This is a genomic window from Shewanella piezotolerans WP3 (assembly GCF_000014885.1).
In the GTDB taxonomy this organism is placed as follows: Bacteria; Pseudomonadota; Gammaproteobacteria; order Enterobacterales; family Shewanellaceae; genus Shewanella; species Shewanella piezotolerans.
Map to the genome: position 1 here is coordinate 1697932 of NC_011566.1, position 25167 is coordinate 1723098.

Annotated in this window: 21 protein-coding genes and 11 tRNA genes; 20 read left to right on the plus strand and 12 right to left on the minus strand. The window is 43.0% G+C overall.

From position 1 onward, the window contains the following. The first annotated feature begins 35 nt into the window (after positions 1–35). From SWP_RS07270 to SWP_RS07290, 5 genes are all read left to right on the plus strand, one after another. Entirely contained in the window at positions 36–1112 is a 1077-nt protein-coding gene (locus tag SWP_RS07270) for a glycoside hydrolase family 16 protein (protein WP_020911794.1), read from the plus strand. 231 nt (positions 1113–1343) lie between these two features. Beyond that, complete coding sequence (cysQ, locus tag SWP_RS07275) at positions 1344–2126, plus strand: 3'(2'),5'-bisphosphate nucleotidase CysQ (RefSeq protein WP_044556329.1); 783 nt, start codon at positions 1344–1346, stop codon at positions 2124–2126. 90 nt (positions 2127–2216) lie between these two features. Further along, the gene (gene mak / locus SWP_RS07280) at positions 2217–3122 is read left to right on the plus strand and encodes a fructokinase (RefSeq protein ID WP_020911796.1); all 906 of its coding nucleotides are present in this window, start codon (positions 2217–2219) and stop codon (positions 3120–3122) included. Positions 3123–3282: 160 nt separating this feature from the next. After that, the gene (locus SWP_RS07285; RefSeq protein ID WP_044556330.1) at positions 3283–4020 is read left to right on the plus strand and encodes a YdcF family protein; all 738 of its coding nucleotides are present in this window, start codon (positions 3283–3285) and stop codon (positions 4018–4020) included. Between the two features lie 104 nt (positions 4021–4124). Next, complete coding sequence (locus SWP_RS07290; RefSeq protein ID WP_020911799.1) at positions 4125–4814, plus strand: DUF2982 domain-containing protein; 690 nt, start codon at positions 4125–4127, stop codon at positions 4812–4814. 135 nt (positions 4815–4949) lie between these two features. Here SWP_RS07290 and SWP_RS07295 read toward each other — a convergent pair whose 3' ends face one another. From SWP_RS07295 to galU, 4 genes are all read right to left on the minus strand, one after another. Beyond that, complete coding sequence (locus SWP_RS07295) at positions 4950–5369, minus strand: bactofilin family protein (protein ID WP_044555755.1); 420 nt, start codon at positions 5367–5369, stop codon at positions 4950–4952. A gap of 186 nt (positions 5370–5555) precedes the next feature. Next, positions 5556–6032 carry a ferredoxin-type protein NapF gene (napF, locus tag SWP_RS07300; RefSeq protein ID WP_020911801.1) on the minus strand — a complete coding sequence of 159 codons (477 nt, stop codon included), beginning with the start codon at positions 6030–6032 and terminating at the stop codon, positions 5556–5558. A gap of 57 nt (positions 6033–6089) precedes the next feature. Further along, positions 6090–7103: a UDP-glucose 4-epimerase GalE gene (gene galE / locus SWP_RS07305; protein WP_020911802.1), complete on the minus strand. Its 1014-nt coding sequence runs from the start codon at positions 7101–7103 to the stop codon at positions 6090–6092. 46 nt (positions 7104–7149) lie between these two features. Then, entirely contained in the window at positions 7150–8055 is a 906-nt protein-coding gene (gene galU / locus SWP_RS07310; protein ID WP_020911803.1) for a UTP--glucose-1-phosphate uridylyltransferase GalU, read from the minus strand. Positions 8056–8510: 455 nt separating this feature from the next. Between galU and phhA the strand changes: the two genes are divergently transcribed. From phhA to maiA, 5 genes are all read left to right on the plus strand, one after another. Next, complete coding sequence (gene phhA / locus SWP_RS07315) at positions 8511–9302, plus strand: phenylalanine 4-monooxygenase (RefSeq protein ID WP_020911804.1); 792 nt, start codon at positions 8511–8513, stop codon at positions 9300–9302. A 97-nt stretch (positions 9303–9399) separates the two neighbouring features. Next, a complete protein-coding gene (locus SWP_RS07320; protein WP_020911805.1) occupies positions 9400–9738 on the plus strand; it encodes a 4a-hydroxytetrahydrobiopterin dehydratase in 339 nt (112 codons plus the stop codon). Positions 9739–10102: 364 nt separating this feature from the next. Further along, positions 10103–11647 (plus strand): transcriptional regulator TyrR, encoded by a 1545-nt coding sequence (tyrR, locus tag SWP_RS07325; protein ID WP_020911806.1) that lies wholly within the window; start codon positions 10103–10105, stop codon positions 11645–11647. A gap of 252 nt (positions 11648–11899) precedes the next feature. Then, positions 11900–12886, plus strand: coding sequence for a fumarylacetoacetate hydrolase family protein (locus SWP_RS07330; protein WP_020911807.1), 987 nt, complete (start codon positions 11900–11902; stop codon positions 12884–12886). 92 nt (positions 12887–12978) lie between these two features. Continuing rightward, the gene (gene maiA, locus SWP_RS07335; protein ID WP_044556331.1) at positions 12979–13632 is read left to right on the plus strand and encodes a maleylacetoacetate isomerase; all 654 of its coding nucleotides are present in this window, start codon (positions 12979–12981) and stop codon (positions 13630–13632) included. Positions 13633–13660: 28 nt separating this feature from the next. Here maiA and SWP_RS07340 read toward each other — a convergent pair whose 3' ends face one another. Then, positions 13661–14542: a LysR family transcriptional regulator gene (locus tag SWP_RS07340; protein WP_020911809.1), complete on the minus strand. Its 882-nt coding sequence runs from the start codon at positions 14540–14542 to the stop codon at positions 13661–13663. 183 nt (positions 14543–14725) lie between these two features. On the opposite strand from SWP_RS07340, the gene SWP_RS07345 reads away from it, so the two are divergent. After that, positions 14726–15952 carry an MFS transporter gene (locus SWP_RS07345; RefSeq protein ID WP_020911810.1) on the plus strand — a complete coding sequence of 409 codons (1227 nt, stop codon included), beginning with the start codon at positions 14726–14728 and terminating at the stop codon, positions 15950–15952. Positions 15953–15968: 16 nt separating this feature from the next. Here the strand turns inward: SWP_RS07345 and SWP_RS07350 are convergent, their stop codons facing one another. The 6 genes from SWP_RS07350 to SWP_RS07370 form a co-directional block, all read right to left on the minus strand. Beyond that, positions 15969–16970 (minus strand): MFS transporter, encoded by a 1002-nt coding sequence (locus SWP_RS07350; protein WP_020911811.1) that lies wholly within the window; start codon positions 16968–16970, stop codon positions 15969–15971. Positions 16971–17002: 32 nt separating this feature from the next. Continuing rightward, a complete protein-coding gene (locus SWP_RS24435; protein WP_228371123.1) occupies positions 17003–17161 on the minus strand; it encodes a hypothetical protein in 159 nt (52 codons plus the stop codon). 657 nt (positions 17162–17818) lie between these two features. Beyond that, positions 17819–18046, minus strand: a complete 228-nt coding sequence (locus SWP_RS07355; RefSeq protein WP_044555756.1) for a hypothetical protein — start codon at positions 18044–18046, stop codon at positions 17819–17821. 110 nt (positions 18047–18156) lie between these two features. Further along, positions 18157–18232, minus strand: a tRNA-Val gene (locus SWP_RS07360). 37 nt (positions 18233–18269) lie between these two features. Then, a tRNA-Val gene (locus SWP_RS07365) sits at positions 18270–18345 on the minus strand. A gap of 37 nt (positions 18346–18382) precedes the next feature. After that, a tRNA-Val gene (locus tag SWP_RS07370) sits at positions 18383–18458 on the minus strand. Positions 18459–19159: 701 nt separating this feature from the next. Here SWP_RS07370 and gltX point away from each other — a divergent pair. From gltX to SWP_RS07415, 9 genes are all read left to right on the plus strand, one after another. Then, positions 19160–20569, plus strand: a complete 1410-nt coding sequence (gltX, locus tag SWP_RS07375; protein WP_020911814.1) for a glutamate--tRNA ligase — start codon at positions 19160–19162, stop codon at positions 20567–20569. Positions 20570–20672: 103 nt separating this feature from the next. Then, positions 20673–20748: transfer RNA gene (locus SWP_RS07380), tRNA-Ala, on the plus strand. Positions 20749–20829: 81 nt separating this feature from the next. Beyond that, positions 20830–20905: transfer RNA gene (locus SWP_RS07385), tRNA-Glu, on the plus strand. Positions 20906–21143: 238 nt separating this feature from the next. Further along, a tRNA-Glu gene (locus tag SWP_RS07390) sits at positions 21144–21219 on the plus strand. 239 nt (positions 21220–21458) lie between these two features. After that, positions 21459–21534, plus strand: a tRNA-Glu gene (locus SWP_RS07395). Between the two features lie 239 nt (positions 21535–21773). Continuing rightward, positions 21774–21849: transfer RNA gene (locus tag SWP_RS07400), tRNA-Glu, on the plus strand. 239 nt (positions 21850–22088) lie between these two features. Continuing rightward, positions 22089–22164, plus strand: a tRNA-Glu gene (locus SWP_RS07405). 239 nt (positions 22165–22403) lie between these two features. Continuing rightward, positions 22404–22479 (plus strand) — tRNA-Glu (locus SWP_RS07410). 36 nt (positions 22480–22515) lie between these two features. Next, a tRNA-Ala gene (locus SWP_RS07415) sits at positions 22516–22591 on the plus strand. Between the two features lie 577 nt (positions 22592–23168). On the opposite strand, the gene SWP_RS07420 is transcribed toward SWP_RS07415, so the two are convergent. Further along, a complete protein-coding gene (locus tag SWP_RS07420; RefSeq protein ID WP_020911815.1) occupies positions 23169–24998 on the minus strand; it encodes an ABC transporter ATP-binding protein in 1830 nt (609 codons plus the stop codon). Between the last annotated feature and the right edge of the window lie 169 nt (positions 24999–25167).

Sequence of the window (25167 nt, forward strand, 5' to 3'; positions counted from 1 at the left end):
ATTACTTGAATTTTTAATTATTGAGATGATTAACTTTGCAACTATTTTTACCTCACAAAGGTTGTTCACCACTGGGTAACTTGCCGACCAGTTTGTGTGTAATGGTGGTTTTTGTATTGATTTTAGTAGGGTGTCATTCACAGACTAGGTTTGATGAAAAAGGTTGGCAGCTGGTATGGAATGATGAGTTTGATGGGGCTTCAATTGATCTAAGTAAATGGAGCCATGAGGTTAATTGTTACGGCGGCGGTAACTCTGAAGCGCAGTGCTATACCGCGAATGCCGGTAATAGCTATGTCGCAAATGGTTCATTGCATATTGTTGCAATAAAGGAGCAATACAGCGGACCGGCAGATAAAGATGACCATCCAAATTATGACGCTGATGATAAATCAGTGACTAAAGATTACACTTCTGCCAGGTTGCGTACGCTTGGTAAGGGAGATTGGCGCTACGGTCGTTTTGAAGTTCGAGCCAAGTTTCCAAAAGGGCAAGGCACTTGGGGAGCTGCTTGGATGTTGCCAACAGACTGGGTTTATGGCGAGTGGGCCAGTTCAGGAGAGATTGATATCGTTGAAGCAGTAAACCTTGGTACAGTTTCTGATGAATATCTCGCGAGTCATAAACAGCCCCAAGCAAGACTGCTTGAAACCCGAATTCATGGCACGCTGCATTATGGTAAAGAGTGGCCTGAGAATGTTTATTCTGGTCAGTCTTACCGCTTAGTTGGTCATGAAAATCCAGCTGATGGATTTCATGTTTATGCGATTGAATGGGAGCAAGGAGAGATCCGTTGGTACATGGATGGAAAGCACTACGCTACGCAAACAGCTCAGGGTTGGTATAGCGAACCGGTTACTGGAGTGCTAGCTGAAAATGATGCGCCTTTTAACCAGCACTTTCACTTTATTGTTAACTTGGCAGTAGGAGGTGATTGGGCGGGCACGGTTAATGAGAAGGGAGTTGATGCTTCAATTTTTCCACAAGCGTTTGAAATTGATTATGTGCGCGTCTATCGCTGTTCGGTCGCTGTAGAAACCGGTAAGGGCTGTGCTGACATTCAAGAGGATGCCGTGATGGTAGAGGGTAAGTTTGATGAGCGTGAATTTTAAATGTGTCTGAAGATGCTCTTTAGAGACGGATTGGGTTGAATACGATTGCAACATAGCGCAAATACTATTTTTGTGTCAGCGAGTGGCTTAGTATCTTTTAGACCTAAAGTGCGTAATTGGTTATTAAATTTTGCTGAAAGTCAGTGGCATAATGCTCAGCTAGCCATTTTTTATAGAGAGAATACTTTGAGCCAGATTAAGACACAATTATCTGCAAACACCGATAACGTTATTGGCTTTGAGCCTGATTGGTTAGTCGCAATCGTTGATATTGCCTCTGCTGCGGGTGATGCGATTATGACGGTTTATGCGTCAGATGATTATGAGGTTGATGTTAAAACTGACGATAGCCCAGTTACAGCTGCAGATCTTGCCAGTCATAATGTGATAGTGGCGGCGCTAAATAAGTTAACGCCCAATATTCCAGTGATGTCTGAAGAGTCGACGACATTAGCATGGGAAGAGAGAAAGCTTTGGCAGTCTTACTGGTTAATCGATCCACTTGATGGCACTAAAGAGTTTATTAAGCGAAATGGTGAGTTCACCGTCAATATTGCTTTTATTCATCAAGGTCGTGCAGTTGCTGGCGTGGTTTACGCACCGGTTTTAGACAAATGCTATTTCGGTAGTCTTACTGGTGGTGCGTGGTTGAAAAATGCGGGTGTAGAGCAAGCTTTGATTAAAAAATCATTTGAAAATAAGGCTGTGCCTAGGGTTGTCGGAAGTCGTTCTCATATTAGCCCAGGTTTACAGAGTTACTTAGCGGCGCTGGGTGAACATGAAATGAAGAGCGTTGGCAGTTCACTTAAGTTTTGTCTGTTAGCCGAAGGTGAGGCTGATATATACCCAAGACTAGGTCTCACCAGTGAATGGGATACAGCTGCTGCGCAGGCCGTGTTAGAAAGTGCAGGTGGAAAGGTGCTGCAATATGGCAGTGAAGCTGCACTTGATTACAATCAAAAGTCAGATATTTTGAATCCATATTTCATTGCTTACGCGCCTCATTGGGAGTGAGCAAGAAGATTTAATTGGCAGCTTGTATGAGCTTGGTGCCTTAATAATATAACTAGAGAAATGATCAGTATGATTATGGGAGAGGCTTAAATGTTGCGGATTGGCATCGATCTTGGTGGAACAAAAATAGAGTTAGTTGCATTAAGTAGCGAAGGTGAAGAGCTTTTTCGTAAACGTCTACCGACTCCTAGGGAATATATAGCGACGTTAGATGCAATAGAATCGTTAGTCAATGAAGCAGAGTCTTTACTGGATGACAAAGGCACTGTTGGCGTTGGGATCCCTGGTGTTGTCTCTCCGTACTCAGGTCTAGTAAAGAATGCCAATTCAACTTGGATTAACGGTCATCCGCTGGATCTCGATTTAGGTAAAAGGCTAAATCGAGAGGTTAGAGTCGCCAATGACGCTAACTGTTTTGCCGTTTCTGAAGCGGTTGACGGTGCAGCTGCAGGCAAAGGGGTGGTATTTGGTGTGATTATCGGCACTGGCTGCGGCGCCGGCCTTGCGATAAACGGCAAAGTGCATGGCGGCGGAAACGGTATTGGTGGAGAGTGGGGACATAATCCTTTGCCTTGGATGACGGCAGATGAATTTAATTCAACTGAATGTTTTTGTGGCAATCAAGACTGTATTGAGACCTTTATCTCTGGGACTGGCTTTGTGCGTGACTACAAGCAAGCTGGCGGTAATGCGCCAAGTGGTATTGAGATTGCCCAGCGAATGGAGCGGGGTGAGCTGCTCGCTACAGAGGCGTTTGAGCGATATATCGACAGACTAGCTCGTTCACTTGCCCACGTGATCAATATTCTTGATCCTGATGTCATTGTCTTGGGCGGAGGGGTGTCAAATATTGAAGCTATCTATCCGCAGCTTCCAAGTATCTTACCTAAGTATGTGCTTGGCGGAGAATGCCGCACACCGGTGGTACAAAATATCTATGGTGGATCCTCGGGAGTGCGAGGCGCAGCTTGGTTGTGGAGTAAAAACGAAGCTTAATCACAGCAATAGGTAACAACAAGTGATTTATTATCGAGCCATATGATGACCTTCATTGTATGGCTTTTTGTCTGTTTATCTAAGCGGTCTTTCTGCCATATTACTAACTGAAATCCATGCTAAACTTGCAGCTCTAGCATCCTTTTCTGAGTTTTATTACATGTTTTGGCTAAAGAAGATCGTTTCTCAACTGTTTATGCCTGTTCCTCTGTCGATCATCCTTATCGCAGTGGCCTATCTTGTTATTCGTAATCTAAAGTTGGCTAAAAGCATTTTGTTGATTGCTGCAGGCATGATCCTTGTTCTGAGCAGCAGTATGGGGAGTAATGCATTGTTAGCCCCTTTAGAGAACCAATACTCAGTCAACAATGAGCCGATGGGAAGCGGGTGTTTAGTCATGGTATTAGGCAGTGGTCATGATGAAGTTGAAAACCAACCTGCTGTGCAACAGTTATCGAATACGGGGTTAGCGAGATTGAGTGAAGGAATAAGACAACTGTCATTAGGCCAAGACTGTCAGTTAGTCGTTAGTGGATGGAGCGGCGGATTAAATACTCGCGCTCATGCGGATGTTATGTTTGATGCAGCCGTAGAGCTAGGCGTTAATCCAAACGCTATTATTAAATTCCCACTTGCAAAAGATACCATTGAAGAAGCGCAGTTTATGCAATGGGAGGTTGCAGATGCCCCCTTTAGACTAGTGACATCAGCGAGTCATATGCCGCGTTCGATGGCAATTTTTGAAAATTCAGGTTTAAATGCCACTGCTGCGCCGACAGATTTTGCCCAAAGAAAAACCTATTGGTGGTATTTTGATGCGCAAAGCTTATTATCGTCACAACGTGCAATCCATGAATATTTAGGCCTACTCTGGTTTAAATTTAAGCATGAAAATTAGTCAACTCTGACGTTGGTAGTAGCGAGTTGTTTCGTCACCGAAACAAGCCATTAGCTTATACAGCTGATTAATCACCTTTAAATCAACCAATAGTAGAGCGCATTTTGGAACAATCGAATTTACAAACATTGCTCATCAAGTCCCCCAACAAACGTAATGGATTGACCCTCACTTTCATCGGTATCACTGGTGTTGTTGTTGGAATTGGACTTTTCCTTGCGGGCAGCCATCTATTTACGCCAGGTATCATCTGTTTTGCACTAGGTGCTATTGCCGTAGTACTCGGCGTTTCTAAGCTGGTAGAGCCCGAGGTTACAATGAGTATTGCTCCTCAGGGAATACGCTATTTTCATCGCCGCGGTGAGGTTCAGGTCGACTGGGAAAATATTCAGCGCCTTGATCAACCTCGAGTCACTCAAGGACTTGAAACCATCACTTTGCCCTATATTGGTATTAAGTTAAAAACTGTGGGACCAGTATTAGATTGTATTTCACTGCGATTAGCTTCTGGCTTGCTGACTGAGCAAAGGCCGCTGCTGATGACGGTATCAGCTCAAGATGAGGACCTATCCACGTTAGAAAATCAAATGAGTGCTGAGTTTACCCCATTTATCGAAGATGACAGCCGTTATAAGGGCGTACTTGCGATGTTTGGTCATCGATGTCGAATACTGGGTAGCCACTTAGGCTATCACTTGTATATTGCCACGGATGCGTTAGATAGGCCTGCTGAAGAGTTTGTTTCATTACTGAGGCGTTATCAGCGCCAAGCAATAATGGAGAGCGATGAGTAATACCAATCAGTATAAAGATTTGATCGCGGAGTAGATCAACTTCTTATACTGAATTGGTATAAGATTTGAAGAGCTAAGTTTATCAAGTGATAAACCTAGCCTCGGTCATTACTCGTCTACATAAAGCGTTAGCCATTAGCCATTAGCCGTTAGCTGTGCATCTTCAATTTGCTCAGTGTTAGTGGATTCGAGTTTTTCCTTCGAAGATGCCGGTAGAAAGGCGATGTCGTCACGGACACGCATTCCAATAAATTGACCGCCTTCAAAAATTTCCATTGATTGACAGGTGACTTCGCCGTCAACAATACCTGTACTGGTGATATTGAGTTTATTGCAATGCAATTTTCCGCGGAAAGTGCCTGAGACTCTGAGTTCTTGGCAATTCAACACGCCGTCAATAAGGCCATCCTGCTCAATAGTAATGTTGTTTGTTGATTGGATGTCGCCATAAAGCTCACCGGAGACTAATGCCTCAGCAGTGAATTCGCTCTCACCTGTTAGCTTGGTTCCTTGGGCAATAAAAGTGAGCCCACCGCTTTTCTTTCTTTTAAACATAAATGCGTCGCTATTAGTCAAGGTAGCTTGATGTTACCTTGAAAAAAAGCAATTAAAAACCACTTATATTTGGCGCTTGATGTCATTATTTTGGCAATGAATCGATTGAGAAAAGTCAGGCTTTAGGCTTAAATAAAGTAGCTTATTGATAGTAAAAAATTTTAATACGAAAAATACGATGGTTAATCATTGCTTTATCAGTATTGCGTCGGACGGGCAGGGAGCAACACAAGCGCCACAACCTGTACATGCATCAGTATCAATGGATGGCTGAGGCGCTTTGCCAACCGCCATGGTAAAGCTAATGGCTCTTTCATCGCAGGCATCCTTGCAGCTTTGGCACCATATACCTTGATACGCCATACAAGTATTTTGAATTGAGGCAGCAATAGCCCAAGGAGCCTCATCGGTTTGGATAAATAAAGGCTCGGGGCATGCCTCTACACACTTTTTACAAAAGGTGCATTCATCAATACTAAAGTTGACCTCAGGAAACCCTCCATCGCCTTTAATAATAATGTTAGTTTCACATGCCGAAATGCACTTATCACAACGAGTGCACTCATCGGTAAACGCGATATCCCCCTTTACCCAAGGCAGATGAACAGCATCACTTTTTTTACGGCTAAATAGACGACGTCGACTTTGATTGATGCTGCTCATGACTTTTACTCTTGGTTAAAACGATATTGAACTAATGCTAAAAATGACTTTCGACTTCTAGCTGCTGTAGCCATTTGGGTTACTGGACTGCCAATGCCAGCTACTTTGCGCCATATCATCGATAGTGTGGGTCGCTTGCCAGTTAAGCTCAGTTTGTGCCTTATCTGGGTTTGCATAGCACGCAGCAATATCACCGGCTCGTCTTGCAACGAGTTGATACTTAATCTCTGTACCGCTGGCTTTCTCAAATGCTGCTACCATTTCTAGCACGCTGTAACCTTGGCCAGTACCTAAGTTATAAGTCACCAACCCTGGTTTAGTGCGCAGTTTGTCCAGTGCTCGTAGGTGCCCAACTGCTAGGTCAACGACGTGGATGTAATCACGCACACCAGTGCCGTCAACGGTATCGTAATCATTGCCAAATACACTTAACTGTTCACGTTTGCCCACAGCGACTTGGGTAATGAAGGGCATTAAGTTGTTAGGAATATCGTTAGGATCTTCACCAATCAAACCGCTATCGTGCGCGCCTACAGGGTTGAAGTACCTTAAACGGGCAATGTTCCAGCTAGGATCTGAATGATGCAGATCAGCTAAAACATGCTCTACCATCAATTTTGACTGGCCGTAGGGGTTGGTTGCACCCGTTGGGAAATCTTCAGTAATCGGTAGAGATGCCGGATCACCGTAAACGGTTGCCGAAGAGCTAAAAACGATGTTCTTCACATTGAACTCAGCCATTACCTGGCACAGCACTATGGTGCCTGTGACATTATTTTCATAATAGCGTAGCGGTTGCTCAACAGATTCACCAACTGCTTTAAGCCCAGCGAAATGGATAACTGACTCAATATCGTGATCTGTGAATAGCTTTTGTAAAAAAGGTTTATTGAGAATATCACCTTGATAGAAAGTGACTGATTTTCCTGTGATCTGCTCAACGCGCTCAAGTGCTGTCACGCTTGAGTTACTGAGATTGTCGAGAATAACCACATCGCTGCCGTTATTGAGCAGTTCAACTACAGTATGAGTGCCGATATAACCTGCACCGCCAGTTACCAAAATTGTCATCGTTAAATCCTTACTTGCAATATAATCGTCATTATCTATTTAAGTGCTAAAGGCTTTTAGCGATAGACTTAATATATTCAGCAAACTCTGGGCCTATATCCTTGTGGCGCAAAGCGTGCTCTACGTTGGCTTGCATATAGCCGAGTTTATTACCGCAATCATGACTCTTACCTTGCATGTAATAAGCGTTAACGGTTTGATTTTCCATCAGCATCGCTATCGCGTCGGTTAACTGGATCTCATCGCCTGCGCCGGCTGGTGTTTTAGCTAGGTAAGACCAAATATCTGCTGGCAGCACGTATCGGCCAACCACACCAAGGTTTGATGGTGCTTCCTCAACCGCTGGCTTTTCAACTAGCTGACTTAGTGGTAATGACTCCCCTGGCTGTAACTCTTCGCCATTGATGTCTGCAATACCGTATTGATCAACCTGATCATGAGGCACGCCTTCTACCATGATTTGGCCTACTTCGGTTTCATCAAATAGCTTTACCATCTGTGCCAAATTATCTTTCGCTAAGTTACTGCTAGAATCATCGACAATCACATCTGGTAACAGCACTGCAAATGGCGCATCACCCACAATAGTCTTGGCACATAAAATTGCATGACCTAAGCCTTTTGCCTGGGCTTGACGCACACTAATGATGGTAACGTCTGCAGGGCAAATGCTTTGTACTTCTGCAAGAAGTTGACGTTTTACCCGGCGCTCTAGATGGGCTTCTAACTCAAAGCTGGTGTCGAAGTGGTTCTCGACTGAGTTTTTACTGGCGTGAGTGACTAAAACGATCTCTTTAATACCCGCAGCAATTGCTTCTTTGACAACATATTGGATAAGGGGTTTATCCATCACTGGCAGCATCTCTTTAGGCATTGCTTTTGTCGCTGGTAGCATCCGTGTACCAAGGCCTGCAACTGGGATTACTGCTTTTTTAATCTTATGTTGTTTCATCGTATTCCTACTGTCCCTATCAATGGATTAGCGCTCTAGCACTATTCTATACTGAATTTTTATCACGTGTGCTTTGAATTTGATAAAGTGGCTTGATAATTACTAATTTTGTCGCTTATCCGCTCGGTTTTTATTCGAAATTGTAGTAATCAAGCCTGTCGGTTTGCTTCTGTCTGAGTGAAAGCGTACGTCGTTGCTTAGCTAAAAAGATGAGTGTCATAGCTTTTCTAGGCTAACTCGGGCTAAATTCACCAATGTTATTAGCATCTGTAAATTATGGCTTACAACAAATCTACTGTTAATAAAAGCTTTTTTAGCACTAGCTTGTGCGGATGTAAACTTATGGTTACGCAAGGCTGTGCTGAAGCATCAAAGTTTAAACTGTGATCTGGTTAACAAAATATCAACTTTGGTTAACTATGTAGGCAGGAATCGTTACCAGTGTTTTTACTAATATGAGCAAAGCGACTAACTATACGGCTCGTTTGCCTGATGCGAACGGCTTTATACAATACCCACAAAATGAACATGATATTTGGCAGGAGCTCTATTCGAGGCAGCTTGTCAACTTGCCTGGCCGAGCGTGCCAAGCTTATATAGATGGATTAGACCGTTTAGCGCTACCAAACGACAGGATCCCGCAGCTAAATGAGATTGATGCAGTGCTTCAACAGACGACCGGCTGGAAAACAGCGGCTGTACCCGCGCTGATTTCATTCGGAAAGTTTTTTGAATTATTAGCAAATAAGTCATTCCCAGTCGCGACATTTATCCGTAGCCGTGAAGAGCTCGATTACTTGCAAGAGCCAGATATATTTCACGAAGTTTTTGGCCATTGCCCATTGCTGACTAATCCCTCTTTTGCGCACTTTTCTCATCTGTATGGCAAGTTGGGACTCGCAGCCAGTAAGCAGGAGCGGGTTTTCTTAGCGCGATTGTATTGGTTTACCGTTGAGTTTGGCGTTATTAGTGGTAACAATAATGATTTGAGTATCTATGGTGGTGGTATTTTAAGCTCGCCAGGAGAAACTGAATTTGTGATGGGAGATGAGCCTGAAATCAGACCTTTTGACTTGGTGGATGTGATGCGTACACCTTATCGTATCGATATTATGCAGCCCATCTACTATGCAATCAGTGATATCTGCGAACTCGATAAAATAGCTGAGATGGATATTATGGGCGCGGTTAACAAAGCTAAACAACTTGGTTTATTCGAGGCGACTTATCCAGCCAAAGTGGGTTAATAACAATGAGTAAAACCGCAGGGTGGATCTGATACCAATTAAGATTAAAGCCGACTGCTAGGTTGAAGATAAAAATAACAGAATGAAAGGAAATAGAATGACTGAATTAGCACAAATGAAATGTGAAGCCTGCCAAGCTGACGCGCCTAAAGTAAGTGATGCCGAGCTGGGCGAACTTGTACGTATGATCCCAGACTGGACGGTAGAAGTGCGTGACGGCATTATGCAGCTTGAGCGCGTGTATAAATTTAAAAATTTTAAATTGGCCATGGCATTTACTAATAAGCTGGCCGATCTGGCTGAAGCTGATTTTCATCACCCTGGCATTTTAACTGAATGGGGTAAAGTCACAGTGACTTGGTGGTCTCATTCAATAAAGGGGTTGCATAAGAATGATTTCATCATGGCCGCTAAAACAGATACCTTGCTAGACTAATTGAATTGCGTGCTGGGTAACTTGCACGCATTTATTTTCTTTATGTTACAAATCTGCTGTAAACAAGTCTTGCCACAACTGCCATAACCTTCTAACGTATAGGCGAATTAAGCTTATCGACTTCTCGGTCTATTGAATTAATTTGATTTTTGAATACAAATTCAGACGTTAACTCATAGATTTATAGCTATTTGCTTAATTTCAGTTTTATTAACTATTTGATGATTTAAGGTCACTTTCGGACTATGCCGCGGTAGATATTTGCTATCCATCACGCTTCAGGTTTGAAAACAAAGCCATCGAATAATTAATGCAATTGGTTTTATCCCAATAACGACTATCTACAAAAGGGAACTGCAATAGTATGCGCTTGGAAGTCAGCTGTTTAGACCGAGTCGGTCTAGCTAAAGATATATTATTGATAATGGAAGATTATGGGATCAACTTGTTCGCTATCGATGCGAGCAACCAAGGTTTTCTGTATCTACAATTTGCTGAAGTCAGTTTCGATACGCTCAGTGAATTACTGCCACTTATTCGCAAAGTAGAGGGGGTTCATGATGTACGCACTGTGTCATTTATGCCTTCTGAGCAGGAGCATTATGCGCTCAAAACTTTGCTGAAGACTCTGCCTGATTCTGTATTTTCACTCGATATTAAAGGTCGTATTCGTATCGTTAATGAATCTGCCCTGCATATTATAGGGATGGCGGAGCATGAGATTTTAGACGAATCGATTGGCCACTGGGTGCAAGGTTTCAATTTCAGCCGCTGGCTTAGTGAGACAACAGTATTGGCTCAAGCAACACGCGTTAACATCGGCGAGAATGAGTATTTGGCTGAGATGCTACCTATTTATTTACCTGATGGTAGCCAGACCCCGATCCTCGCGGGTGCCGTGGTATCTCTGAAATCTCCAGCACGGTTAGGTAAACAATTTAATGCGCTGCAAAATCAAACGACAGGTTTTGAGAATGTATTAGCCACCAGTGACAAGATGAAAGAGGTGTTAGTACAAGCGCGTAGAATGGCTCAGCTTGACGCGCCATTATTGATCACTGGGGAAACTGGTACCGGTAAAGAGTTGATGTCTCGTGCTTGCCATGACGCCAGTATGCGCCGAGATCAACCGTTTATTGCAATTAACTGCGCAGCGATGCCTGATAGTGCCGCTGAAGAGGAGCTATTTGGTTTCGTCAGTAATGGTAGCGTGGTTAAGCGAGGCTTCTTTGAAGAGGCGAAAGGCGGTACCGTCTTTTTAGATGAAATCGCAGAGATGTCGAGATCTGCTCAAGTTAAACTATTACGCTTTTTACAAGATGGCACATTCAGACGTGTTGGCGGCGATGAAGAGGTGCGTAGTGATGTACGTATTATCTGTTCAACGCAAAAGAATCTTGCTGAACTCTGTCAAAGTGGCGAGTTTAGGGAGGATCTTTACTATCGAATTCATGTATTAAGCTTCCATGTTCCTTCTCTACGAGAACGAAAAGTGGATGTGATCCCGCTAACCGAAATGTTCTTAGAGCATTACAGTCAGCAGTTATCGATCCCAATTCGTCGGATCTCAGGCGAGTGCCGTGAGCATTTACTTGGTTACGCATGGCCTGGAAATGTGCGCCAGCTAAAAAATGCCATATTTAGAGCGGTATCTATGTGGGACGGCAGTGCCGAGTTAACGGTTGAGCAGCTTAAACTACCATCTTATGCTGAAGGGTTTGGCTATTTTGACCATCAGTTCGAAGGTAGCCTTGAGCAGGCAATGAAGCAGTTTGAGGCCAGTTTATTGCGACGCTTGTATCCAGCTTACCCAAGTACACGACAATTGGCTAAAAAGTTAGGCGTGTCTCATACTGCAATCGCAAATAAACTGCGTGAATACAAAATTAGTAAGCACAAAGCCTTGTAACCACTGATTGCCAGTGTTTGCTTTAACAGCAATAGAAGCCAAAGAATCTCAATTACAGCCTATCTTAGATAGGCTGTAATTATATGTTTACAATTTGAGTGGCATAGCGATTTAGTGTGATTTAGCTCACGCTATTCCCCTGTTGTGCTAGTTAGTGTCATTCTATGAGCAGATTAAGGCGAGAGCATGATGAAAACACCTCAGAAACTGAAGCAGAATTAGTCAGCTAGCCACATTTTATTAGGAGTAAGTATGAAGTTAGCAAGTTATGATAATGGACGCCGTGACGGCCAGTTAATGTTAGTGAGCCGTGATCTAACTAAAGCGGTTGCGGTACCTGCTATTGCTCATACTATGCAGCAATTACTGGATGCATGGGATCTACTTAACCCACAATTGGTAGAGTTATATGATGCATTAAACCAAGGTTTGATGGATAACGCCGTAGAGTTTGATGAGGCTAAATGCCTATCTCCATTGCCTCGTGCATATCAATGGGCTGACGGTAGTGCTTATGTCAATCACGTTGAGTTGGTTCGTAAAGCGCGTGGTGCTGAAATGCCTGCAACGTTCTGGACCGACCCTTTAGTGTATCAGGGTGGTTCTGATTGCTTTATTGCGCCTAAAGCGGATATCCCTTTAGCAAGTGAAGAGTGGGGCATTGATTTCGAATCAGAAATTGCAGTAATCACTGATGATGTACCAATGGGCGTTACCACTGAAAATGCCGATAAACACATTAAACTCCTTATGTTAGTTAATGATGTGTCATTGAGAAACCTAATTCCGGGTGAACTGGCTAAAGGTTTCGGATTTTTCCAAGCTAAACCATCAAGTAGTTTTTCTCCTGTCGCTGTGACGCCAGATGAACTAAATGATAAGTGGCAAGATAGCAAAGTACATCTACCTTTGATCACCCATTTAAATAATGCGCTTTTTGGCCAACCAAATGCAGGGGTGGACATGACGTTTAACTTCAGCCAACTGGTTTCTCATGTAGCTAAGACTCGTCCATTGGGAGCGGGTGCGATTATTGGTTCGGGCACTATCTCAAACTACGACCGCAGTGCAGGCTCAAGCTGCTTAGCAGAAACGCGTATGCTAGAAACCATTGCCGATGGTAAGCCAACAACACCATTTATGGGCTTTGGTGACCGCGTTCGTATCGAGATGCTGGATGAGAACAACCAATCAATATTTGGCACCATTGATCAACAGGTTGTCGAATATAAAGCTTAAGTTGCAATAAGGCTTTAAATTAAATAGAAAAGAGAGTTAATTCGTTGTGGATTAACTCTTTTTTGTTTAAGCATTGGGAGAGAGAAATCATGATGAAATTGTATGGATACTGGCGCTCAAGCGCAGCTTATCGTGTGCGGATAGCACTTAATCATAAAGGATTAACCGCAGAGCAGATCTCGGTCCATTTAGTTAAAAATGGCGGAGAGCAGCATCAATCGTCATATACTGCATTGAATGCACAGGAGTTGGTTCCAACCCTAGTCATTAGCAATGATAACGGCCAAGAGCTCGCATTAACTCAGTCAGTAGCGATCATAGAGTATCTTGATGAGGTTTATAAGGGCAGTTCGTTACTGCCTGATAATGCATATGACAAAGCAATTGTACGAGCAATGTCGCTTACTGTTGCAAGCGAAGTTCACCCGCTAAATAACCTTAAAGTATTGCAGTACTTGGCTTCGGAACTAGATATAACGGATAGCGCTAAAACAGAGTGGTATCACAACTGGGTGATTCAAGGTTTTACGGCGTTAGAGCAACAATTAGCACAATATAGCGGTGATTTTTGTTTTGGTGATAGCATTACCTTAGCCGATTTATGCTTGGTGCCACAGGTATACAATGCTGAGCGCTTTAAAGTGGATATGACGCCATTTCCAAATATCGTGCGGATTAATGCCCATTGTTTAACGCAGCAAGTGTTTATCGATGCTATGCCAGAGAATCAACACGACGCAAGCTAAAGTGGAGCTGGTAGGCGCGTGGTACTTTTTAACGGTTTTCCATTAAAAAATCGACAAACGCTCGATCGGCTTTGCTGATTGGGCGCTGTTTTTTCCAGGCTATATGCAAGTCTAGATAAACGGGCGGGTCAAAAGGTTTCGCAAGGATATCGTCATCTTGCTCAATTACCATCTTTAACACACTGGTGATCCCGTACTCTTGGGCTACAACCTGTTTTATAAGATTAATCAGATTGGTTTCAAAAGCGATACTGGCGTTAAGACCTAATAACTTGGCTTGTTCAAGCATCCATTCCCGATGAAAGTAACCTTGCTTAAATAGCACCAGATCATGTTGGAAAAACTGATCCAGTGGCACAGTTCCCTGAGCCGCTAAAGGGTGATGTTTACCGACTGCAACTACCATCTGCTCCTGTAATAGCAGATGGCTGTCAAAGTTATCATCTAAATCATTGGCTGTGATAATGGCGATATCTACATCTTCACGGCGTAACATTTTAAGTGTATCGCGGGTGCCGCCTTCAAAAAGAGACAATTTAAGATCAGGATGTTGATGCCTAAACGCCATTAAGCGGCTAGGTAAGTAGAAGGAACCGAGCATTCCCGGCACCGCCACTCTGACTTCCCCTTTAGTTAAGTTAGCCATCGATTTTATATGAGCTTCGGCTTGTACCATATTTTTGATGATGAGTTTTGCGTGTTGATGCAGCGCGCGTCCCTCAGCTGTGAGTGAGAGCGCCTTACTACGCTTATGCGCGCCTCTATCGACTAATGTAACCCCAAGGGAGTCTTCTAGCCTTTTAATGCTCTGGCTTAGTGCTGGTTGCGCTATATTCAATTGCTGTGCAGCTTTTGTAAAACCTCCAAAAGTGATTAGCGCATCTAAGTGCTTTAACTGTTTTATATCCATCGCGAACCCACTTTTAATTTTAACGGCAATCATTGTCCGTTGCTGAATCCAATACTAGCGGATTTGACACAACACCTTCCATAATAAAAATCAATAAATGTGGGTGCTTTTAATTATTATCGTTATATATCTTCAATTGCTATGCTATTTGGCACTAAGGCGGTTTTATAATGAGTCATGATAATGAGCAGCACTGTAGAGCAGGTAAATAGTAACCGCGAGTTGAAGCTGATTGGTGGGTTATCAATTGCTTCAATTGTTATTTTTATCAATCTATACCTAGTGCAGGGTATGTTGCCCTTGATTGCCGCCACATTCTCAGTCTCTAAATCCCACGCAACGTTACTGCTGTCGGTGACAAGTTTCACCATGGCGTTTTCGTTATTACTATTTGCAGTCATGTCAGACAGAGTAGGTCGTAAACGGCCCATTCTTATCAGTCTTTATCTATTGGTGATGGTAGATATAGTTGCCATCTTTATTACTGACTTTGGTCAGTTAGTCGCTTTAAGAATGGTTCAAGGGGCGCTGCTAGCTTCAGTTCCTGCTATGGCGATGGCTTATTTCAAAGATGAACTAGGTGGCCATGTACTGCTAAAAGCGGCGGCTATCTATATTGCGGCTAACAGTATTGGTGGTATTGCGGGAAGGTTACTCGGTGGGCTGATATCGGAGTATTTACAATGGCAGGAAGCAATGATGTTGTTAGCTGTTATATCATTAATCGGAGCTTTACTCGCGACTCGTTTATTGCCAGAGAGTAAGTTTACCAAGACTAAGTTGATACTGAACAAAGAGGCATTACACGCAGATTTAAAGGGTTTTTACAGTCATTTAGCGAACCCTAAGTTGAGGTTGATTTACTTGATTAGCGGCAGTGCATTTATGGTGATGGTCAATCAATTTAGCTATATTCAATTGCATTTAATGGATACGCCGTTTATGCAGGGGCCTTTCGAGGTGACTTTAATTTTCCTCTGCTATTTAAGTGGTACCTATGCATCATATCGCAGTGCAAAATGGATAAAGAATAGCGGTGTTAAGCGGGTGTATATTACGTCTGTTATCGCATTAGTGTTAGGCTCCTTGTTTACACTGTTTGATACTGTAGCCGCCATCTATATTGGTTTTTTAATCTCTTCGTTTGGTTTTTTCCTAATCCACAGTAGCTGTAATGCTTGGGTCGCCTTTATCGCTAAGCAACATCGCGCCAAAGCAACGGCCCTTTATTTGTGTAGTTATTACCTTGGTGCCGCTATTGGCGGGCCATATTTGCTACCATTTTGGCAGCAATGGGGCTGGCAAGGCGTGGTACTGGGATCGATGTTATGTCTGTTAGTACTCGCTGCACTGGTGGTAAAATTACTATCGCCAGCAGAGGCGAAAAGCCCCTTATCATTCATCGTTTAGTGCAAGTATTAATGTACTAAATTTCAGCTGTAGCATTCGCTGGTTGCGGCCATATCTGCGCTTTGTAATGACCGTGAAAGAATACCGCTGCGGCGAAGAAAGTCACCAAAGCACCTCCGAGTAAACTCCACTTAACATCAATCATGCTTAATACGCTGCCAAGCCCTGCAGCAAAAAGATTGCCTAAACAGAAAACGGTGACCAGCATGCCCATTAGCTGACCTTGAGCATTATTTTGATATGAATTGGACAAGTATACGGGTAAAAATCCGTTGTAAATGGCGATACCAGCGCCCATTAGTGCAAACGAGACTAAGTAAAATTGGTTGTCAATAAAAGGCAGTGCCACAAGGGATGAGCCAAATACAATCACTCCAACTAAGCCTGCGCTTGCATGTGACATAGTTCGCTGGATTATTGGGTTTATCCATATACTGGTAAAGATCATACAAGCGGTTAAAAATACTGTTGCCCAACTGATATCTACTGGTGTGTAGTTAAATTGTCTCACTAAATGCAAAGGGTAATATTCGTAATAGAGGTTAACCCCAGTCGTTAGCAGTAAGTACAACATAAAGAATCGTCGTAGATCCACCTGCCGCAACAGGACAAAGCTAGATGAGTGGCTGGGGGCTTGTATCGTTTTGTTTAAACTCGTTGGCATCATAAAGTGACTGAGCCCAGCACATATAAAACAAGCCAATGCCGCCACAATAAACACAGTTTCAATTCCCGAGTAAATTAAATACCCACCTAAAAGAGGGCCGAGAAGGTAACCACCGTAACCCATGGCGCTGATAAGCGAAAAACTGCGCGCTTTGTCGATAATAGGGTGAAGATCTGCCGCGATTGCCCGCGCAATCGAAATGTTTCCTTCACACACACCTGTGAGAAGCCTTGCTATACAGAACAGTGCAAAGTTACCAGATAACGCAGCGAATGCCGTTGCGCTATACCCGAGACCACTTCCTACTAACGTGAGAGTTAAGAGTCTGCGTCTACCGTAACTGTCTGACAATGAACCAATAAAAGAGCTACCAATAATAATACCTAACGGGTAACCCCCAAAACGATGCCTAGTAATAACTCTTTTGGCAGCCCCATGAACTGGCTCAATGCACTGTCACCTTGTTCGAAAAGCGGCGCTAAAATCGGGTACGGCAGAGCAATACCTGCAACACTGATTAGGGTCACAATCAATGTGATCATCAGTATTCTTTTGGCTTCGGTTTGTTGCACGGCGATAGGCATCTATTTAATCTACTGCTAGTTAAGAGAGCAATGAATATCGCATGTCTAGCTAGTTATGTAAATAAAAAAGTTTACTTAATTGGGTGGTACCAATCAGAATAAAGATTGGATCGCTCTGCGAGAGTTTAGCGGTTTTGAGTTCAGTTAATGAGTGAAGGGCATCGTTATTCTACGCTCAAGCTTATTAACACAGGATCTGAACCGGCAAGACTCGCCTGTAATGAGTGTTTTTTACTGCCTACTTTGGCAACGAATGAACTCATAAAGGAATAGCCATTATGCCATTACTCACTTTGGGTTAGCCTGCCTTGAGTTAGTTCGGCAAAAGTACTCTGAGTAGATCAACTTTTTATTCTGAATTGGTATTTAGGTGAGTAAGTCGATTTTGCTGGAAGCAAATTGTTTGAACTAACTGCTTATGAGGTTTTGGCTTGTTACGTTAAGGTTTGGTTTAATACCCTTAAAGTGCAACGGGCTAACTTGCGTGAGTGTTTAGCGGGAGGAGTGGGGTTGGTAGAGTTCTAGTTAAAGCCTATTGTCGATGTGCAGTTTTAAGTCTCACAGTTCGTAAAAGGAGAAAGAAAACTCTTGGCTTAATTGCCCCCAGAGCACGGACTATTTATTGGGATTTATTTGTTGCATCACACTATCGCTGGGCAGTAGTTCTAGGTGGCCATGCTCGTCGAAGTACCACCCGGTAATAAACCCTTTTTGACGCATTCTGACAAGGTTATTCATCACCTCTTTCGCCTCTACGATCGCGGTTTGTTGATCATATTGGTAGGTAAGTTTTAAGTAGGCAGCAATACTCGAAAGAGAAGCCGATTGACTAACGTCAGCCATGAGATTCATCCAAAAATAGAAGATACTAAAGGATAGTTGAATTCGGTTAATGCTGATGGATTAAAATGAACTAGATTGGCGATATTTTTTTACGAAGAGGTATAAAAGAATGGTGGTCGATACTGGGCTCGAACCAGTGACCCCCTCCTTGTAAGGGAGGTGCTCTCCCAGCTGAGCTAATCGACCTGGGATTTCATAATGTTTTAATTCTTTACGAAAAGAATGGTGGTCGATACTGGGCTCGAACCAGTGACCCCCTCCTTGTAAGGGAGGTGCTCTCCCAGCTGAGCTAATCGACCTGGGATTTCATAATGTTTTAATTCTTTACGAAAAGAATGGTGGTCGATACTGGGCTCGAACCAGTGACCCCCTCCTTGTAAGGGAGGTGCTCTCCCAGCTGAGCTAATCGACCTCGCTGTGTGGGGCCGTATTATAGGGGGGAACGATCTACTGTCAACGCTTTTTTAGATAAAAGATGGTGTACGGTTCAATTTCGCACGTATTGACGCATAGTTAATCACATACAGTACTATATCTTGCGTTAAGTGATTAAATTATTACCTCAAAGGTTTGAAGCGGAGGTTTATTCAGCGGGTAAATAAAGAGGGAGTTAACTCAGTGTTGAGCTTTTCGCTATCTGTAGGGAAATCAGGGGGCTGTTAAGTTTATTTTCTGTACAAGTACAATGGTTTCATTGCAATAATTGAAAACCAAACTTTATTTAGGTTGTGGGGAGCTGATTACAGCCTGAATTGGTCTTTTAAAAGTTATACACCAATCTAGCAGTTAGACGGTCCCTATCTATGCTCACTCGCAGTGACTTGTTTGTTTCGAAAATACCTAATGCGAAATCCATCCCCTAATCATTATGATCATTAATAGAGAGCTAAGAATCATCGGGCAGCAATCAATAGTTCCTTATTTTTGGGGCTTGGCAATGTTGTTTATAGTTGAGTAAGGCAAAAGGGCCACGATGCAAATATCATTTTGGCCACAAAATTTGCCATATAGTAGCAGGGCTATTTTACCTGAGGGCTTTGACTGTTAGAATGTGCGCCACATTCATTGGTACAGTCTATTATTTAGACTTTCTATATAGGTCAGTGTCCCATTATGACAATTAAGACGCGTTTTGCACCAAGCCCTACTGGTTTTTTGCACGTTGGTGGTGCTCGAACAGCACTTTATTCATGGTTATATGCACGTGCAAACCAAGGTGAATTTGTATTACGAGTAGAAGATACAGATATTGAACGTTCAACCCCCGAGGCTTGTGCTGCGATTCTAGAAGGTATGGAATGGTTAGGTTTGACGTGGGATGAAGGTCCGTACTATCAAACAAAGCGTTTCGATCGTTATAACGAAATCATTGCTCAAATGCTAGAGCAGGGCAGTGCTTATAAGTGTTACTGCAGTCGTGAACGTATTGAACTTATGCGTGAAGAGCAAGCTGCTAAAGGTGAACAGCAAAAGTATGACGGTTGCTGTCGTGATAAAGCGCCTCGCGAGACTGATGAACCTTATGTTATTCGATTCAAAAACCCAACAGAAGGCAGCGTTGTATTTGATGACCATGTACGTGGCCGTATTGAAATATCAAATGACATGCTAGATGATTTGATTATTGCCCGTACCGAAGGTACGCCTACTTATAATTTCTGCGTTGTCGTTGATGACTGGGATATGGGCATTACTTGTGTTGTTCGTGGTGAAGACCATATCAATAACACTCCACGTCAGATAAATATTCTGAAAGCTCTTGGTGCTCCTATTCCTGAATATGCGCATGTAGCGATGATCTTGGGTGACGATGGCGCTAAATTGTCAAAGCGCCATGGCGCTGTTGGGGTTATGCAGTATCGCGATGATGGTTACTTACCTGAAGCATTGCTTAACTACCTTGTTCGCTTAGGCTGGTCACATGGTGACCAAGAAGTGTTCTCTATCGATGAGATGAAGCAATTATTTAAGCTTGATGATATCAACAAAGCTGCCTCAGCTTTTAATACTGAGAAGTTAGTTTGGTTGAACCAACACTATATTAAAGAGATGGACCCAGAATATGTTGCTACTCATCTAAAGTGGCACATGGATGATCAAAATATTGATATGAGTAATGGACCTAAACTGTCTGAAGTGGTTTCAGCGCTGTCTGAACGAGCGAAAACCTTGAAAGAGTTAGCAGCATCTAGCCGCTACTTCTATGAAGACTTTACTGATTTTGACGAAAACGCCGCGAAGAAACACCTTAGGGGTGTTGCTATGGAACCACTTAAGCTGATCCAAGCAAAATTGTCTGAATTGGAAGAGTGGACCCTAGAGTCAATACATCAAGCGATTGAAGACACAGCCAGTGAATTAGAAGTTGGTATGGGAAAAGTTGGTATGCCTTTGCGTGTCGCAGTAACTGGGGCAGGGATGTCACCTGCTGTCGATTTAACCTTATTCTTGGTTGGAAAGGCTCGTTGTGAGCAAAGAATCTCCAAAGCGATTGAATTTGTAGCAAATAGAATAAATTCCTAAAAAACGAGTTGACACTTTTGGGTGTGCTGCATAGAATGCGCCTCGCAGTTGAGACACTGATGGCAAATGCTTGAAGTGCACTCAAAAGTGATTTAGTTAGTGCGGGGCCTTAGCTCAGCTGGGAGAGCGCAACACTGGCAGTGTTGAGGTCAGCGGTTCGATCCCGCTAGGCTCCACCATCTAACTAAGTGAAAGCATTAAGTTTTAGCCTACAGAACTTAATGAGTGATTCACTCTTTGCAGAGTCTAATGCAGTCCGGGTCCCCATCGTCTAGAGGCCTAGGACACCGCCCTTTCACGGCGGTAACAGGGGTTCGAATCCCCTTGGGGATACCACTATTTATTTTTCTTGATAATTATCGAGAAATTAAGAAGCGTTAAGTTTTAGCCTACAGAACTTAATGAGTATTCACTCTTTGCAGAGTCTAATGCAGTCTGGGTCTCCATCGTTAAGAAGAGAGCGCCTAGGACACCGTGCTATTTTGTTTAAACAGCACGGCGGTTTCACTTTAATAGCCTTCTAAAGTGTGACTTATAGGTCTTCGTTATATTAGAAGTAAAACAATATGTCCGGGTCCCCATCGTCTAGAGGCCTAGGACACCGCCCTTTCACGGCGGTAACAGGGGTTCGAATCCCCTTGGGGATACCACTATTTATTTTTCTTGGTAATTATCGAGAAATTAAAAAGCGTTAAGTTTTAGCCTACAGAACTTAATGAGTGATTCACTCTTTGCAGAGTCTAATGCAGTCCGGGTCTCCATCGTCAAGAAGAGAGCGCCTAGGACACCGCGCTATTTTGTTTAAACAGCACGGCGGTTTCACTTTAATAGCCTTCTAAAGTGTGACTTATAGGTCTTCGTTATATTAGAAGTAAAACAATATGTCCGGGTCCCCATCGTCTAGAGGCCTAGGACACCGCCCTTTCACGGCGGTAACAGGGGTTCGAATCCCCTTGGGGATACCACTATTTATTTTTCTTGATGATTATCGAGAAATTAAAAAGCGTTAAGTTTTAGCCTACAGAACTTAATGAGTGATTCACTCTTTGCAGAGTCTAATGCAGTCTGGGTCTCCATCGTCAAGAAGAGAGCGCCTAGGACACCGCGCTATTTTGTTTAAACAGCACGGCGGTTTCACTTTAATAGCCTTCTAAAGTGTGACTTATAGGTCTTCGTTATATTAGAAGTAAAACAATATGTCCGGGTCCCCATCGTCTAGAGGCCTAGGACACCGCCCTTTCACGGCGGTAACAGGGGTTCGAATCCCCTTGGGGATACCACTATTTATTTTTCTTGATGATTATCGAGAAATTAAAAAGCGTTAAGTTTTAGCCTACAGAACTTAATGAGTGATTCACTCTTTGCAGAGTCTAATGCAGTCCGGGTCTCCATCGTCAAGAAGAGAGCGCCTAGGACACCGCGCTATTTTGTTTAAACAGCACGGCGGTTTCACTTTAATAGCCTTCTAAAGTGTGACTTATAGGTCTTCGTTATATTAGAAGTAAAACAATATGTCCGGGTCCCCATCGTCTAGAGGCCTAGGACACCGCCCTTTCACGGCGGTAACAGGGGTTCGAATCCCCTTGGGGATACCACTATTTATTTTTCTTGATGATTATCGAGAAATTAAAAAGCGTTAAGTTTTAGCCTACAGAACTTAATGAGTGATTCACTCTTTGCAGAGTCTAATGCAGTCCGGGTCTCCATCGTCAAGAAGAGAGCGCCTAGGACACCGCGCTATTTTGTTTAAACAGCACGGCGGTTTCACTTTAATAGCCTTCTAAAGTGTGACTTATAGGTCTTCGTTATATTAGAAGTAAAACAATATGTCCGGGTCCCCATCGTCTAGAGGCCTAGGACACCGCCCTTTCACGGCGGTAACAGGGGTTCGAATCCCCTTGGGGATACCAACTTTCTATTTTATGCTGATACTGTTTGCGTAAAATGGGGCCTTAGCTCAGCTGGGAGAGCGCAACACTGGCAGTGTTGAGGTCAGCGGTTCGATCCCGCTAGGCTCCACCATATTTATCGAAGATTTGATAGATACTTTAAACCACCGCAAGGTGGTTTTTTTGTATCTATACCTTTTTATTCGCTTGTGCCTATCAGTATAAAGCTTTGATAGTTCTGCGAGAGCTTAGCCGTTCCGAGCTAAGGTTATGAATTACCCATCAGTAACCGCTCCAGCATTATCCTACCTTCGAGCTTCCTCATATATTCGTATAGTCATGCATTAATGATATTGACCACATCTGACCTTCAAGGGGAGGGAATGTTTTATTTTGTATGGAACAAAAGAGGTCGTGCTGCTTCAGACGAGTGGGAAGCTTCGTACAATTAGGTTCAAGTTCACTAACGCAGCATCAGAGCCGCTTAACTTCTTATACTGATTGGTATTACAACGAATAAATGGCTCTTCAACTATTCAACCTTGAGTTGAATGTACGACGGTGATTGACTTGACTAAGTGCATCCCCTAAAAGGAAGAGGATTGTTCGTCACTGTAATTATCATTAAGCTGTTAATCACAGCGTAATAGATAATAAAGCCACCGTAGAGGTGGCTTTATTATCTATATATGTTCTTGAGCTACTGCTGATTAATCTACCCCCAGAAAGCCCCCTGTTTGATGTGCCCATAGTTGGGCATATATACCACTTGCATTAATTAACTCTTGATGAGTACCTTGCTCGACAATCTTGCCCTCATCGATGACTATGAGTCTATCCATAGCGGCAATTGTTGATAGGCGATGTGCAATTGCAATTACCGTTTTACCTTCCATTAGCTGATATAGACTTTCTTGAATAGCAGCCTCTACCTCAGAATCTAATGCGGATGTTGCCTCATCGAGTAACAAGATCGGTGCGTTTTTGAGTAGTACACGCGCAATGGCAATCCGTTGACGTTGACCACCAGATAATTTAACGCCGCGTTCACCAACTTGGGCATCAAGCCCTATGTTGCCATCTGGATCGGTCAGAGTTTGAATAAACTCGTAAGCTTGTGAGTTCTTAATTGCAGTTAATAACTCCATTTCAGATGCATCGGGGTTTCCATAGAGGATATTTTCTCTAATAGAGCGGTGGAGTAGGGAAGTATCCTGAGTGACCATACCAATATGCGCGCGCAGTGAGTCCTGTGTGACTTGGGTTACGTTTTGTTGGTCTATGAGTATCTTTCCTGATTCAACATCATGAAAGCGCATTAACAAGTTTACTAGAGTAGATTTACCTGCGCCTGAACGGCCAACAAGACCCACTTTTTCGCCAGCTTGAATGTTGAGATCGAGTCCGTCTATCACGCCACTGTTCTCACCGTAGTGAAAACTCACATTATCAAAATTAATCTCGCCTTTTTCGACCTTAAGTTCGGGGGCATTTTCAATATCGGTTATATCGGTGGGTTTAGACAATGTATTCATTCCATCTGCGACTGTACCGATGTTTTCAAATAGGGAGCTTATCTCCCACATTATCCACTGTGACATACCGTTAAGGCGCAAAGATAAGCTAATGGCAATGGCTATAGCTCCTACACTAATTGCGCTGTCACGCCATAACCAAATTGACACGGCTGCGATACTAAAGGCCAATACATAGTTAATGACTTGTACACTTACGTTTATTTTGGTTACGAGGCGCATTTGACGGTAAACGGTATGCAAAAAGGTAGTCATACTGCCTTTAGCATATTCAGCTTCTTTTTGGGTGTGAGAGAACAGTTTGACCGTGGCGATATTGGTATAACTGTCGACGATACGTCCCGTCATGTTTGAACGGGCATCCGCTTGTTCTGTGGATACCTTTTTTAACTGTGGTAAAAACCTCACCTGCAATCCTATGTAGATCAGCAGCCAAATCAGCATTGGTAACATTAACCTTAAATCGGCTTTTGCTATCATTACCACCATAGAAGTGAAATAAACCAAGATATAAACTAATACATCCAATAGCTTAGTTACTGTTTCTCTTACCGCTAATGAGGTTTGCATGACTTTTGTGGCGATTCGCCCTGCAAAGTCATTTTGATAAAAAGATACGCTTTGCTTAAGTAAATAACGATGAGCTAGCCAGCGAATAGACATGGGATAGTTGCCTAGCAAACCTTGATAAACAATCAATGCATGCAGTAAGACCAACAGCGGAATAACGACTAATACTAAAATAGTCATCCCAAGTAGTTTCACTCCCTCTTTTTCGAATAAGGTATCTGGATCATTGTTGATTAAAAGATCAACCAAATCACCCATAAAGCCAAATAGCGATACCTCTAAAATAGCCAGCAATGCAGTCAAAATAGACATAATGACCAGTGGTACTTCAAAACCTTTTGTGTAATGTCGGCAAAAGGCATATATCCCTTTTGGTGGTTGTTCTGGCTCTTCTGCTGGTAATGCGTTTACCCAAGATTCAAATCTTTTAAACATTTAGTATCTCTGCGTGTATTCGTTGCGAAAATGTTGCTCAATAGCGATAGCATACAAGGTATTTAATAAATTGGGGCAAGAATTCGGTATTTATATTCAGTTCCGTTTTCCGCTAGTTATAACGCTGGTAGATGGTAATATTTACTTAAGATAATTACAGCTTCGGAAG